Origin of the sequence: Klebsiella quasivariicola (genome assembly GCF_002269255.1) — a bacterium.
GTDB classification, from domain to species: domain Bacteria; phylum Pseudomonadota; class Gammaproteobacteria; order Enterobacterales; family Enterobacteriaceae; genus Klebsiella; species Klebsiella quasivariicola.
Genome location: NZ_CP022823.1, coordinates 4,120,330 through 4,133,791, shown reverse-complemented (window position 1 = coordinate 4,133,791; position 13,462 = coordinate 4,120,330). Strand labels below are relative to the sequence as shown.

General features: G+C 58.5%; 19 protein-coding genes. All 19 read right to left on the bottom strand.

Annotated elements, in window-relative coordinates; genetic code table 11:
• Positions 1 to 61: 61 nt before the first annotated feature.
• Positions 62 to 343 (bottom strand): hypothetical protein, encoded by a 282-nt coding sequence (locus B8P98_RS20925; protein ID WP_021553505.1) that lies wholly within the window; start codon positions 341 to 343, stop codon positions 62 to 64.
• 2 nt (positions 344 to 345) lie between these two features.
• On the bottom strand, positions 346 to 870 hold the full coding sequence (locus B8P98_RS20920; RefSeq protein ID WP_164965982.1) for a phage major tail tube protein: 525 nt from the start codon (positions 868 to 870) through the stop codon (positions 346 to 348).
• On the bottom strand, positions 867 to 2,294 hold the full coding sequence (locus B8P98_RS20915) for a phage tail sheath subtilisin-like domain-containing protein (protein WP_032195640.1): 1,428 nt from the start codon (positions 2,292 to 2,294) through the stop codon (positions 867 to 869). The genes B8P98_RS20920 and B8P98_RS20915 overlap by 4 nt, the downstream gene beginning before the upstream one ends.
• Positions 2,284 to 2,535 carry a hypothetical protein gene (locus B8P98_RS20910; RefSeq protein ID WP_021544466.1) on the bottom strand — a complete coding sequence of 84 codons (252 nt, stop codon included), beginning with the start codon at positions 2,533 to 2,535 and terminating at the stop codon, positions 2,284 to 2,286. Before B8P98_RS20910 ends, B8P98_RS20915 begins: the two co-directional genes overlap by 11 nt.
• Positions 2,535 to 2,999, bottom strand: a complete 465-nt coding sequence (locus B8P98_RS20905) for a Gp37 family protein (RefSeq protein WP_006687295.1) — start codon at positions 2,997 to 2,999, stop codon at positions 2,535 to 2,537. The genes B8P98_RS20910 and B8P98_RS20905 overlap by 1 nt, the downstream gene beginning before the upstream one ends.
• Positions 2,999 to 3,445, bottom strand: coding sequence for a gp436 family protein (locus tag B8P98_RS20900; protein ID WP_006687293.1), 447 nt, complete (start codon positions 3,443 to 3,445; stop codon positions 2,999 to 3,001). Before B8P98_RS20900 ends, B8P98_RS20905 begins: the two co-directional genes overlap by 1 nt.
• 1 nt (position 3,446) lies before the next feature.
• Positions 3,447 to 3,803, bottom strand: a complete 357-nt coding sequence (locus B8P98_RS20895) for a DUF2190 family protein (protein ID WP_006687291.1) — start codon at positions 3,801 to 3,803, stop codon at positions 3,447 to 3,449.
• A gap of 10 nt (positions 3,804 to 3,813) precedes the next feature.
• Complete coding sequence (locus B8P98_RS20890) at positions 3,814 to 4,767, bottom strand: hypothetical protein (RefSeq protein WP_006687289.1); 954 nt, start codon at positions 4,765 to 4,767, stop codon at positions 3,814 to 3,816.
• Positions 4,768 to 4,780: 13 nt separating this feature from the next.
• Positions 4,781 to 5,878, bottom strand: coding sequence for a hypothetical protein (locus B8P98_RS20885; protein WP_032195641.1), 1,098 nt, complete (start codon positions 5,876 to 5,878; stop codon positions 4,781 to 4,783).
• 214 nt (positions 5,879 to 6,092) lie between these two features.
• Positions 6,093 to 6,551 carry a phage virion morphogenesis protein gene (locus B8P98_RS20880; protein WP_000135510.1) on the bottom strand — a complete coding sequence of 153 codons (459 nt, stop codon included), beginning with the start codon at positions 6,549 to 6,551 and terminating at the stop codon, positions 6,093 to 6,095.
• Positions 6,552 to 6,553: 2 nt separating this feature from the next.
• A complete protein-coding gene (locus B8P98_RS20875) occupies positions 6,554 to 7,375 on the bottom strand; it encodes a phage head morphogenesis protein (protein ID WP_006687285.1) in 822 nt (273 codons plus the stop codon).
• Entirely contained in the window at positions 7,356 to 8,852 is a 1,497-nt protein-coding gene (locus B8P98_RS20870) for a DUF935 domain-containing protein (protein ID WP_006687283.1), read from the bottom strand. The genes B8P98_RS20875 and B8P98_RS20870 overlap by 20 nt, the downstream gene beginning before the upstream one ends.
• On the bottom strand, positions 8,852 to 10,375 hold the full coding sequence (locus tag B8P98_RS20865) for a hypothetical protein (protein ID WP_000080258.1): 1,524 nt from the start codon (positions 10,373 to 10,375) through the stop codon (positions 8,852 to 8,854). The genes B8P98_RS20870 and B8P98_RS20865 overlap by 1 nt, the downstream gene beginning before the upstream one ends.
• Positions 10,372 to 10,917: a DUF3486 family protein gene (locus B8P98_RS20860; protein ID WP_000124057.1), complete on the bottom strand. Its 546-nt coding sequence runs from the start codon at positions 10,915 to 10,917 to the stop codon at positions 10,372 to 10,374. Before B8P98_RS20860 ends, B8P98_RS20865 begins: the two co-directional genes overlap by 4 nt.
• Positions 10,917 to 11,228 (bottom strand): hypothetical protein, encoded by a 312-nt coding sequence (locus tag B8P98_RS20855; protein WP_000227551.1) that lies wholly within the window; start codon positions 11,226 to 11,228, stop codon positions 10,917 to 10,919. Before B8P98_RS20855 ends, B8P98_RS20860 begins: the two co-directional genes overlap by 1 nt.
• Positions 11,221 to 11,553, bottom strand: coding sequence for a hypothetical protein (locus tag B8P98_RS20850; RefSeq protein WP_000175096.1), 333 nt, complete (start codon positions 11,551 to 11,553; stop codon positions 11,221 to 11,223). The genes B8P98_RS20855 and B8P98_RS20850 overlap by 8 nt, the downstream gene beginning before the upstream one ends.
• A complete protein-coding gene (locus B8P98_RS20845; RefSeq protein ID WP_006687276.1) occupies positions 11,550 to 12,203 on the bottom strand; it encodes a lipoprotein in 654 nt (217 codons plus the stop codon). Before B8P98_RS20845 ends, B8P98_RS20850 begins: the two co-directional genes overlap by 4 nt.
• Positions 12,193 to 12,930 (bottom strand): transglycosylase SLT domain-containing protein, encoded by a 738-nt coding sequence (locus tag B8P98_RS20840; RefSeq protein WP_006687274.1) that lies wholly within the window; start codon positions 12,928 to 12,930, stop codon positions 12,193 to 12,195. Before B8P98_RS20840 ends, B8P98_RS20845 begins: the two co-directional genes overlap by 11 nt.
• Complete coding sequence (locus B8P98_RS20835; RefSeq protein WP_000793140.1) at positions 12,930 to 13,280, bottom strand: putative holin; 351 nt, start codon at positions 13,278 to 13,280, stop codon at positions 12,930 to 12,932. The genes B8P98_RS20840 and B8P98_RS20835 overlap by 1 nt, the downstream gene beginning before the upstream one ends.
• Positions 13,281 to 13,462 lie beyond the last annotated feature (182 nt).

Here is a 13,462-nt window from a genome sequence, read left to right as displayed (position 1 = left end):
GTGGTGGGACTGGCAGATATTAAAGGGGATTAAGAAGAAAGGGGCCGAAGCCCCTGTGATATCAGTGAGTGCGAAAGCCTTTGCAGTTACGCAGGAAGGCGATAAGAAGTACCTTTCCTTCAGATTTGCCGATGCCGGTGAACCAGTGGTCAGGTGGCTCCCATGCCTCAATCAGGTCAGCGAGCTTTCGTGCTTTGGAGCGTGTGCAGTCAATCGGGTCATTGGTTTTCTGGGTATTAAAAAGGTTTTCCACCCCTGAAATATCAAGGATGGTAAACCACGTACCATTCCCCATGCCAATCGAACCACAGTTCCCGCCTTTATCTTCAATCTCGACGGTCACCGTCAGCCCCCGATGTTGATGCGGTAGTCGGTCAACTGGTCAATGCCGCCGACGCGGAAGATGTTGGCCAGATAGTCCAGCTCCAGCAACTCTTCACCATCCAGTACCTGCTTGATGTACGTGCAGGTGAAGCTACTGGAGAACTCGGCGTTCTCATGCTGTTTGAACGTCCCCAGCGGGTTCTTCTTAAACATGATCGTCAGGAAAGTGACCAGCGGAATTTCGTCAATCAGCCCCTGCGAGCTGTAGCGCTGAACGCTGGAACGGCACTGCAGCGCCAGCGACTTATACGGGTTCGCGGCAGACAGCATCGCGTCGCGGTAAAAGCTGTTCCACTTGATCTCGCCCTCAAGCTTGTCGAAGCCAGCAGGGAGTTCCACCTTGCCCACCATCCCCAGCGCCTTATGCTCCTGCATGGTCATGGAGACGTCAGGCAGTTTGACCTCCTCGGCCCGGCCCAGCAGGTTAGCGCCATCCAGGTAGATGTTGGCATTCGTGATGCGGTTGATCTCAATCTTTGCCATCAGCTATTCCCCTTCAGGGTTAACAGGTATTCCGAGGTGATCTCGGTCTCAAACGTCAGTCGCTCCAGCGGCGGTGGCGGCGTGTATTTGTAGCTCAGCAACAGATGACCGGCGGCCAGCTCCATCTCTTCATTACGGGCCGGATCAAACCAGCAACTGAAGCCCAGCAGTGCACCGTCGCCAATCAGCTTGCGACCGTAGGCGTTGACCGACTCCGTCAGCGCATCAATCAGTGCCTGGGTAATCGGCATGTCGATGTACTGCTGGCTGAAATAACGCAGGGACTCGTTGATAACATCACCGGTGCGGCGAACGTTCTCAAAGTTGCGCATATGGGTGACCGTTGGCCATGCTGCCGTCCGGTTGCCCCACAGACGCAGGCCGCTGCCGTAGCTGCTGAAGACCGTAGTGATGCCCTGTTCGTTGAGCAGGTTCACCTCGCTCTGCGGGTCATCAATCATTGCCGACAGCTGGCGCTCCACGCCGGTGATACCCAGAATCTCCTGGTTGGAGGACGACCACCAGTAGCCCTTGTCCAGGTCGACCTTGGCACGCAGACCTGCAGCACGCTGGCTCAGCGGCTCCAGCCGTTCGCTGTTGGTGGCCGCGTCGTACACCTTGACGTGCGGATAGCACAGACGGACGCGGTCGGAGCTGGTATTGAAGTTAATGGTGCCTTCCGGGCCACGCCCCGCCAGAGCCTGCGCAAAAGTGGTACCAATCGGCGCGTCGATGTAGGTCACCGCGCCCAGCTTCTCAGCCATGGCGATAAGCTCAACCGAGACGCTGTTCTGGGTGCAGAATACCGGGGCAATCAGAATTTTGGCGAAGTAGCCAAACAGGTTGAAGCTGTCGTTAAGCAACTTCATGCCGGTACGGTTGCCTGCCGCGTTAACGGTACCGATGATATCAGCCGGGGTGACTTTGGTCGGATCGGCATAGTTATAGCTGGCCTTCACCGTTGCATCTGCAGCAATGCTTTTACCAAGATTAGTAATCACCCCGGTCTGCGCATCAAGCGAGTAGTCCTGACCTTCCACATAAGGCTGACCGTCGCTGTCCGGTTTCAGTACCAGCTGCGCGATCACCGGATTAGCCAGCTGTGCCTTGCCCGTCGCCTTTTCGAATGTTACGTCTTCATCGGCCACAGCGGTTTTATGCACAGCCGGATCAAGCACGTTAATGACCAGAACGGTGCCTGCCCCATGGTCGTAGATCGCATCCAGTGCCTGCGGAATGGTAAAGCCAGTGAGCTGGCTGCCAAACGCCGCTGCATCTTTCTCAGACAGGCACTGCACCAGCGTATTGACGTCTCCCATTGGGGCGGTACCAATCAGGCCAATGACGGCGGATTTCACCGTTTTAACCGGGCGGGCACCGTTTTCCACCTCAATGGTTTCGACGCCATGCAGATAGTTAGCTGACATGGGAGTCCTCCGTTTTCACATCGCTGTCGCCGCCGTTCCTGCGCTTTGGTGACTGCACAGCCGGTATGCTGGCGGGTTTAGTCTCTTCAGATACCGGCGTCAGATGCTTCAGCGCCACCAGTACCTTCACATAGTCATGCTCCTCCGGCAGGGAAACATTCTTCCCCGGCCAGAGCAGGATTTCGGTTCCGTCCGACAGCGTGACGCCGCTGGCCGGGCCGGAATAGCGGTATTCTTTCATCACTCGCTTTCCTCATAGTTCACTTCGGTTAACAGCGGGCCGGACGGTAAATCGCTGTCTTCGATAAAGACGCTTTCGGTTGCGAAGTCGAGAGCGTACTGCCACAGCCCCTTGGCCTCACCGATAAACACCTCACGGGTCAGCCAGATACGGCGGCGGCAGTTCGGCGGGGTGTAGCCGCCGAGTATGCGGCGGACTGCATCCAGAACGTCAATCGCACCTCTTTTACCGTTGAGCTGGCGGAAGACCACCGTGACGCAGAGCTGGATAGTCTGAGGCTGGATCACCGCACCAATATCATCGGGTTTGTCGAAGCGTGAACCGGCATAGCTCAGCAGCAACGCCCCGACAGGATGATTCAGACGGTATTCGGACGGCTTTTCCGGGAAGTACTCCACCTGCAGCTGGGGCAGCTTCTCGCGCAACCGGGCCAGCACAGCATCGAGGACGGGCAGAACGTTCATCAGTATTTCTCCAGTAAGCCGTCGCGCCCGCCAAAGGTGGGGCGACGTGCCCGCGCCCGGATTTCACCGGACTCAGGTACGTCTTTTTGAGTGGACTGCAGCCCCAGCGTCAGCTTCCCGTCGCGGATAGCCTCAAGCTGACGCCGGGCCTCTTTGTTGTCGTCTTTGACGGTGTCAGGCAGATCACCTTCAGGACGACGGACATACAGGCGGTAACGCACCAGCGTGATGGCAATATCCCGCAGAACGGTAGGCACTTCTGCCAGCGGCAGGGTATAGCGGCCACGAAGGTGCGCATCAATCAACTCCCCGGCGTAGCGAACACAGCTGTCCACAACCGTCACATTCACCGTGGCAGGGGTGTCGAAATCCACGACCTCGTTAGTGAGCTGAATCAGCGTTGACTCAGGCACTTGTTCCTGTAAATCCGCCAGGGTGCAGTACATGTCACACCCCGCGCAGGATGCGGATAACATCGCCTTCGGCCAGTGCTTCATCCAGCGCAATCCCGGCTGAAATACCTGCCGGGGTGTCGCCTGATGCTGCTGTCTGGGGAACGGCGCAGGCATTTGCATCCGACTGAACGTTCAGCCCCCTGGCAATCGCGGCACCGGCCTCGACGGCAACAATGCCCAGTACGTTGACCGGGGTTACATCACCGGCTGCGGCATCCACCTCTGCCACGCCGAGCGCGACGGCTCCGGCCTGACAGGGGGCGTTATCGGCACCGACAAAGCGCTGTTGCGTCAGCGCCGCACTGGCCGTCACGGTAGTGGTCAGAATGACCTGCTGTGTTGTACCCATGACCGTCTCCTTATTTCACGATGTTGGTGACGAGATACCCGGCATCGCCACCGACCACGGCGACTTTGTAGATATCGGTATAACGGCAGTACTTCACCTTGCCGCCGACGCCGTCGTATTTATCCGCCACCGGCATCCCTTTACGGCGCAGGGTGTAGCCGAAGGACGGCTCGTTTTCGTCGGCGCTGTCGGTGCCCGGCTGGGGTTTGCCGACGTAATGCAGCATCAGGTTGTCGCCCCAGATATCAGCCGGGACTTTGTCCTTGTTCTGCGCATCTTTCATGGAGGCCATAGAGACCGGCTCGCCGATCACCACATCTTCCAACTGGAAAAGGTCTTTCAGAATTTCGATGGTGATACGCTTGCGCTCGTTGGCTCCAATCGCGGCCTGAATCGCCGGGTGGAACTTCAGCAGCGACATGACGCTGGCCCCCATGGTCATCAGGTTTGGGCGCAGGCCGGTTTTGTTACGTACCGCCTCAATGCCACCTTCAATGATGCCAATTGGATCACCTTTACCACCGACCCAGCGTTCAGCAGCTGCCAGTGCTTTAACGGACGATGCCGGGTAAACGTTTTTGTCCTGCGCCAGACGGGCCGCATACAGTTCGCGCTTCAGGTTGACGCCACTGGTCACGCGACGAATGGCCTTGGCCTCTTCGTTGAACATCGACTCCGCCTGCTCGCGGTAGTCCACCGGCGCGGCCAGATCGTGCTCGTTAAGAACCAGATCCAGTTTGCCGGTCTTCTCACGTACCAGGACGTTACTGTCAGCCCCCACGGCACGCTCGGTGTCGTACTCAACAAAGGCGGATTTACCGAAGGTCGGGACGGTCACACCTTCCTTATCGGTCTGGACAATGGGGAAGATGCGTTCGCCGATAAATGCGGCATTTTTATAACCGCGAGCGATGCTGGTCAGCACCGGGTCAACAACGCGCTTACCCTTTAAATAGTCAGACATGTTCTCTCCTTAATTACAGGCAGCGGGAGACAGCAGCGTCGTAGCTGATGCCTTCTTTTTTCGACAGTTCCAGCGCTTTCTGATGCAGCGCCAGACGTTCCGGGTCGGCTTCAGCGAACTCTGCTGACGTCGTTTTGATCTCCGTGTTCACGCGGTCTTTGGTCGCGTGCTCACTGAAATTCAGTACCGGCTCAGTGCTGTCCAGCAGCGTCTTAAACGCCGTGGCCAGAGGGGTGCGGATATCGCCTTCGGCAAACTCAACCGGCTTGTCGCCTGCAGAGACCGCGTCCAGAATGGCCACGACAACCGACTTCGCTTTAGGAGCCAGTCGGCCATCGCCAACCAGCTTCTCGGCAAAGGAGACGTTGTCCGCGTGCAGTTTGTCCTGCTTAGCCTTCGCTTCCTGTTCCGCCCGCTGGGTGGCTTCCGCTTTCAGACGCGTGTTTTCCGCCTGAAGCGCTTTGATTTCGTCTTCAGTCATGGTGCTGTTCTCTTTTTGAGGGGTGGGATTGTGTTCACTGAAGTCCGGTTCAGACTTCCCGGTGTCGCGGTAAGCCTCTTCACGCAGGGAGTCCACCTGCCATGAAGGAAGCACCTTGTCGGTCTCGTCCAGCCCGAACTGGGCGATCAGAAAATCGCGCAGACGGCCCCATAAAGAGGCATTGGTGATATCACTCCAGTCGGCAAACTCCACGACGCCTTCTTCTTTCTCACCAAACGAAACCTGCTTAAGCCCCTTAATGGACGGTGGCTGCGCCCCCAGAAAGCCGACATGACGCAGGTAAAGCGTGCCGGGCTTCGGGTTGTTCGGTGAGTCCGGGAGATAGAACGAGGCTGAGACCTTCTTGAAGCGCCCGTTGCCCACCAGTTCGGCAAACTGCGGGTCGAGCTGGTCAGGCTCAGCCAGCAGATCGCCGCCGTTAAGCGACAGGGATTTCACCCAGCCCCACGCCGGGTCTTCCGTTTTGGGGTGGCCAATAACGAGTGGTGCTTCATGGACGGACGGGTCATAGGCTTTCACGCAGGCGGCAAGATCGCTTTGCGTGAACGGCAGTTTCGTGCCGTGCATATCGGTATGAGTACCGGCTTTAAAAATGTGAATGGCTGGCATTTTGCTGTCCCGCGTTACGTTGTCGGGGACAGTCTGTGGAAAAAGCGTCAGCAGCGCTTTTAATCTGCTTTAGAAAAAATCGGGGGTATCAGTACGGGGAATGTCACGCTGCGGGCGAATAGTGGTGCAAAGCGGGGGCTGTAAAGCCTTTATAAAGGTAATACAGCCCCTCAGCGGCTGGCAATGATAAATCACCCGCCTGCAGAGACAAAACTCAGCGACGGGCCGCTGCTTCAAGATGGCGGACAATCGTATCGAGGATAGGGACAACCACTTCAGGCTGCAGCTCACCGTCCCCCGTCAGCGGCAGGAACGGACGGGCAGGAAGTTCAACGGACTCATTACGCCCCGTTTTACCCCCAAACTGGTGAATCGGCCCATAAACGACATTAGTGCCAACCGCTGCCTGCCGGTCGTCATGGTCGGTTGATACCGACCCCATCAGACGCCCGGTATCCTGCAGCGTTTGCCCGTCGCGCTCCTGCGCTGCCAGCGAGGGAGTCCACCCCGGACGCCCCTCATCGAGAAAGTTAAACTGCGTTTCCGCCAGCAGGGTTCCGGCGATTTTGCGCATCGCGGGTTCCAGGTCTGTGGCAGCAAGATCCAGCGCACGGAGGCTCCGGCGCAGGGATTCATCGTTAATGGTGACATTGACCAGGTTATCGGAAGCCATCGTTATCCTCTCAGTTCCTGCTGTGCCAGCGGTTGAAGCGTCCCCTGATAGCGGGCAAGGTCGGGACGGTATGCTGCCCCCGGCGCATAAGACCAGCCGACGTCGGTAGCCACCTTCGTGGTGCCGGTATTGAAGGTGGCGACGTTCTGCATCTCGCCGGTTTTCTCTGAGACCAGCTTCAGCTCCCATCCCAGAGCTGCGCCAGAACCTGACACCTTCAGGCCACGGGCACGCACATCCGCCGCGCTCAGGGCAATCACGCCACAACGGCAGCGCCAGCCGTTCGGCGGATAGAACGCCTGCCAGAACGGGTCATCATAGCGCAGCACCAGACCATGCAGCGCCAGATGGCTCTTGCGGGTATGGCTGTCGTTGATGCCGGTATACATCCAGTACGGCCTGTCGTCGACGTTCTCCATCTGCTCAGCCCAGCGACCGGCGCTGTAGAGTACGGACATATTTGTGCGAAAGATGGTGTCGAGACGCCATGGGCTGCCCTGCTGGATGGTGACCGGCTCGCCCGTTACCGGGTCGGTGGTGTCACGTGACCCCCACCATCCCTTGCGCTGCAGCTCCGGCTCCAGCTCCTGCCGGAACCAGCGGCCTGTTTTTCCTTCATCGACAGCCTGCTGCAGTGCCCCGCGAATATCTTCCAGGATATCAAGGCGGGTCACTTTGGCGACGGTAAAGGCGCGGGCATGGGCATCCTGCCACATCTCCTCCCAGTCCCACGTGAAGCTATACCCTTTGGACTTCAGGTAACTGATAGCCCGTTTGGGGGGCAACGTCATGCAGTACGCCAGTTCAGCCGTTGTCACGCTCATGCAGACGCCCCCAGACAGTTGCAACAAACATAATCCGTGCCAGCCGTTCCTGCAGGTCTTCAGCGTTCATCTGCGGGTACAGCTCGGCCAGTTCGCCCAGCAGCTCAGACGGATTGACGCCATCTTCAACCCGCTTAAACAAAGGAGCCAGTACGGGTTCCAGCGTGCCATTTAACGCGCCTCCGTTCATCAGAATATCCAGCGCGTCGTCCAGGGCCTGCTGTGCCTGAATATCGGCATCAATAGCTTCGGCAAATGACAGCGGCAGCATGTTCTTCTGGCGTTCTGACGGTGGTGTCTCGTCAATATCACCGTCCTGCAGCTGGTACTCACGCTTGAAGTATTGCGGGGTGAAGACCACACCGGCGCGGCTGAGTTTCTCGTCGCGGGTTGCCTGGGTATCGTCGACCGTTCCCTGTTCCCACATCTTCCAGACGGGGCTGGCCACGTCGCCAAAGTTCATTGATACCGCCATCCTGATGGCCTGATTCACCGCGCTTTCCACGATATCAGCGTCAGCGTCACGGATATCATCAGTAACCTCCAGTCCGGCCTGCGCGGAGGCGCGGTTACTGTTGGCCTCGGTGGTCTGGTTCTGCCCCAGCAGGGCGATGGAGATTTCACTGCGGGCAAGCGTTATCAGGTTCTGATAAATATCGCTGCTGTCGGCCTTGCCTGCGGCCTCCTTAATTTCAATGGAGGAATCGTCGGGGATAGCGGCCACCGCGTCTTCCACCATTGCCTCCATGGAATCCAGCAGCAGGTCAATCTCACCCTGAGCGGTACCGCGCGGATGCTTGCCGATAACCCACGGTGAGCCATATTTCTCGGCAAAGCGCACCCAGAACTTCATGCCGCCTTTTTTGAAGGTCACGGGCCAGAAGCACATCGACAGGTCAGGGAAGCCATACGGGTTATCGTAGGTCGCGTCCTGACGCGGTACCACAAACTTGTTCAGCGGTACCGGCTCGCCTTCCAGCCCGGCGTCCTTGGCGCGAAAGCGCAGCAGGTTGTCGTTGTCGAACTGGAACCACTCAGGGGGTTTACCTACGATATCGGCAATGGCCCAGGATTTAACAGAGCGTCCCCACATGATCTCACAGGGCTGATACCCGTAGAGAACGGCGTCGGTCATCTCGCCGATGATGCGGGACAGATCCAGATCGTCGAGCATATCCCGGATGAAGCTGAATACCCGCGCCGGGGCATGACCACGTTCAAGACCGCGCTCCAGCGATTTGACCGCCGCCTTACGCCTGCGGATGCAGCCACCGACCAGCGGGTCGGTACGCAGCTCGCGATAGATGCGGATATCCCGGCCCTGAGATTTCAGAATGGGGTCAGGGTTAGGCAGGTACATCCCCAGCCCGAAGAAGTCGATGGAACGGCTGCGCGAGGCGATCTGCTCCGTCAGTGTTTTATTAGGTTCGGCAAATTTGACGAACTCACTGGGTGAAACCCAGAGTCCACGGGCCATCAGTAATCCTCCAGCATACGGGCCGCCTGACGACGACGGCGTGAGCTTGCCTTCACCGGCCCTTTGTTAATTTCACGACTGGCGAAGTACGCCAGCGCCAGTGCGATGGCTGAATCCCCGTGACGCTTGCCACTGTCAGACTTCGCTTTTGAGCGCTGTTCCGGCACGCGGGGAACGCCGTTTACCACCTGAACGGCCCGCAGGTCATCCAGCGTATCTTCATCCTTCGGTAAATCCACCAGGTTGCCATCTTCCAGCGCAGCCTTGACCGGCGGCATATGCTCGCGATACCAGTTTTCAGTTGGCATCACCTGCTTAACCCGGCTGGAGCCGTAGCGCTGCATGGCGTATTCGGCGAGGTAAGAGCCGTTACCACGGGCATCAAGCGCCGCGCCCATCAGGTTTGGCAGGCCATCCATCAGGTACCAGGCGATTTGCTCCTGCTGTTTGAACGGCACGTTGCGCAGCTCCAGCACGAACGGCACGCGGCGAACCAGGTTCTTCTCCTGCAGCAGGGGATAGTCCACCGACAGGTCACCGCTGCGGCCAAAGTCGCGACCCAGGAAAGAACGTGCGTCAGCGGGGAGCGCCTCCAGCAACGGTTTCAGATGTGTATCAAGCCACTCCTGCGTCTCGCTCCAGCGGACATCATCGGGCTTCAGCTCGTAACCCTCCGGGCAGGTCAGACGCAACACCGGCGTGCCAGCCGACATACGGGACTCAATCAGGGCGCGGGACAGCCAGGCTCCGCCACCGTTGGCCGGAACACAGTCAAGCTCCTCCGATGCACCGGCACCGTAGAATTTGTACACCGATGCCATCCACGCCTGCTCGGATGCTTCCGACCATTCTTTCCCGGTACGCAGGCAGACGCGGTGGAACAGCCCTTGGGACACAGCCTCCTGAAAAGTAATGCGATGTACGCTGCCCCCCTGACGCCCGGCCCGGATATCACCGATAAGCGTATTGAACGGGTTATCGTCACCGTCATGGGTGGAGATAACGCGCACTTTACCGCCCCAGATAAGCATCGCCAGCGCCGCCTTCAGCAGTTCGTCCAGTTGCTCATGGAACGCCGCTTCGTCGATAACGATGATGCCCTGACGGCCACGCAGGTTAGACGGACGGCTGGAGAGCGCGACAACGCGGAAGCCGGAGTCAGGGAATTTGATGGTGTAGGTCTTGATATGCTTGTCGTCTTCGTCCTCTTCCCAGAAACCCTCTTCGATTTCACTGGCGGCATAGTTGAATGCCCGCGCCCACATCGCACACGCCTGGATATATTCGACGGTCATGTCCTGGTTATAGGCGATGTAATACACGTTCATCCCACCCGCAGGGGCTGAAGAGGCTGCGGTCAGCACGTCATCGGACGCCTCAGCCCAGGTGATACCGGTTCGGCGGCTCTTCTCAATCACCTTGAGCGGAGACGTGTCAGCCACCCAGCGCTGCTGGTAGGGCATCAGAACGGCGGGGATATCCAGCGCCGAGGTGTCAGGCAAAACAGGAGCAAGCTGGCTCATGAGGCAATCCCCAGAATTTCACGACGCAGCGCCTGTACCGCATCGGTTGACAGTCCACCCTTACGGGCAATTTTCTCGGCGTTGCTGGCCGCCTGCTGCGCTCTGGCCCGGACTTCAGACTGGAACTTCTTGAGGTTGACGGAAGCGCGGGACAGCGTGGCCACGTTCTTTGCCACCTTCGACAACAGCGCCACGCGCTCTTTGGGGTCGACTTCGCCTTCTTCCGCTTCCTGCAGCTGGACGATGCTCTCGAACAGCTCGGTCTGAATCAGGGCGATCACCGCCTCCGAACGTGCATCCTGATCGTCAGCCGCACCTTCGGTCAGCATCCGGGCCGCTTCAGTGGCTGCACGGATAGCGCCATAGCGGCGCTCAATCTTCTGGCCATAGCGATGGATAGCCGATTTGCTGATGACATAACCCTGCTCACGCAGCAGGGACTCCAGCTCGTTATACCCGCTGAAGCCGGATTCAGTCAGCGCCCGCTCAAGCCAGCGACGCACGTCTTCCGGCAGCTTTTCTATCGTGCTGCGTCTGGCCATCATTCACTCCAGTACTTTTCCGGGCGGGCGATACCGGGGCCGCATTCCACGGTATATTCCACCAGGTCAACGCCGAGGCGGGTCAGGTCGGCAAACCAGTCGCCGGAGGGTTTTTTCTCCAGATCAACCATCTTGCGGTCGGACAGATAATCCAGCTCACGGCGCAGCTCCAGCGGAGTGGTGTCCGGGTAGATGGCGCGGGACACGTCCAGCAGCAGCGTCTCGCTGGCGGTGTACGGGCGGGTTTTGTTCAGAGCAACCAGCAGACTCCAGCGCAGGGATTCCCGGCGCACGCGGGCGATATCAACCATGGTGACCTCCTGTATGACGATACTGCTGTACCACTTCCAGTTTGTTGTAGAGTGCGTCCAGCTTGGCCTCGATGACCGTCTGCCCACGGATGTAATCCTCGCGGCGGACGTAGTTCAGCGGTAAATCCGCCTTAAACCGCATAAATTCTTTTTCCAGCTCGCCCCAGTTGGAAGCGGACTGTTGCAGCGACTGCTCAAGAGAGGCGAACCGCGCCGCCTGGCGCTCCTCCGCTTTACTGAACAGCCACTTGGCCATACCGCCGACAAAGCTCATGAAGGTGATGAGAAAGCCCACCACCGTCCAGAATTCAACCTGCAACGTCATTTCTGTAATCCTTCCCGTTCGTCCAGCAGCCCGTTTATCTGGCTGCGCCAGATGCGGCACTGCTTCGCGTTGTCGATGATGTTGGCGAGGACATCACGCTGGGAGACGCCTGAGTTGCGTAGCCAGGCGTCAGCGGCTTCAGGTTGCCCGGACGCTGCGCCAGTGCCGGTGCCAGCGGCGGCAGTTGCGTCTGAATGACCGGTGTCGACGGATGCGTTGTCATATCCGAGCGCGGCGTTGTACTGGCGCACGAAACCGCGAGTAAACACGCACTCAATGGGATGGCTCTTACCTTTTTCATCAATCCAGCGCTGTGTGACATCGTTAATTTGCCCCTGTAGTTGTTTGTTCTGGCTCTCCAGTTGAGCAATCTGCTCAAGGTAACTGGCTTCAGCCTGCTGCCCGGCGGCTACCTGTTCCTGATACCGTTTCGCCCAAGCCCGCAACGCAGCGTTCTCAAGCGTTGCCTGCTCCGTTTTGTACGTGTCGAATGCTGACTGCAACTCACTGACCGCCTTATCGCCGTCGCGCGTGGCGTTTTCATGCCCGCTTTTGTAGCCCAGGTAATAAAGCCCAATCAGAAAAGCATTTATGACCACCGCCAGCAGCAGACTGCGCCACGGCAGATTTTTTAGCAGGTTAGTCCACACAGCTGCCGCCTCCCCAGGTGAGATAACGCGGGGCCAGTTCGTGCAGGATGCGCTGCGGATAATGACGGTTCTCCCGCCAGTTGGCAGTGCTGCGTCCGGCATTCACCGTGGCGACATGACCAAACCAGCGGGTGCTGTCCAGCCCCTGCTGCGAGGCCAGCCGTTTGTCCCGCTGTACCCAGCCCAGACCACCGTTATAGCCTGACAGCGTCATGGCCATACGCTCGCAGTCATTGACGGCGCTGACGCGTTGCCACAGCCAGCGGTCATAGCTGACCAGCGCCCGGATGGCCCAAGACGGATTAAACGGTTCACGGCTGTTAAGCCCCGGCATCAGCTGACTTATCCAGTCAGCGGTGGTGGGCATAAACTGCGCCAGTCCCTGAGCGCCAACCGGCGAGACCGCATCAGGTCGCCAGCCGCTTTCCTGATGCAGCTGCGCGGCGAAGTCGGCCACCGGCGCAGACATTCCCCATTCAAGCCGGGCATTACGGATCACATCGTCGCGATACTGCAGCGCGGTCTGCGGTGGCTGGGCAGCGCGGGCCTGACTGAAGAAGCCGCCACACCAGAGCAGCCAGGCTACCGTTACTGAACCAAAGAGCTGCCACCAGAAACTGTGCTTACCCGTTCGGGCCTGCCCGTGGCGGGCCAGTTCGATGCCCAGCCCCAGCAGTACCAGCACGGCCCAGACAACCTGAGGCCAGTACATATAGAGGGTCATCATTAAAGCCCCATCGCTACGGCCAGACAGACTGCAGCAACAATCAGCGCACGGCGGATTAGCGCAGCAGAAAAGACCAGGTGAAGGCCAGTCTGGACAGGGAAGCGACCATCAGCCATCAGCCTGTCATCATGCTTCAGGTACTGACCGGGACGGGCTTTGGGGAAAAGCGAACGGTCAAGCCAGTAGCCCAATACTGCCGCCAGCGTGATGAGTGATAGCTTGTAGACAACCACCGGCAGCTGCTGGGGCGATACCAGACCGATGGTGCCGAGCAGCAGCACAGCGGTCAGCAGCCAGCCGCTGAGACGTGGCTTTTTAACAGGGGGAATGAATTTTTTCAGGTTTTTCATGAGCGTCTCCTTGTGTAGTGGAGACAGCATCACAAATGGTCGGGGAAAGGGATTTTAAACAGCGTTAATAGTGAGGATGCAGACGTGAACCGCATGATGGCTTTGAAAGAACGACCAGCCCGGTGCGGTAACACCAGGCTGGTCATCAACCCACAGGTATGCACTGTGAGCCGACCAGGGTT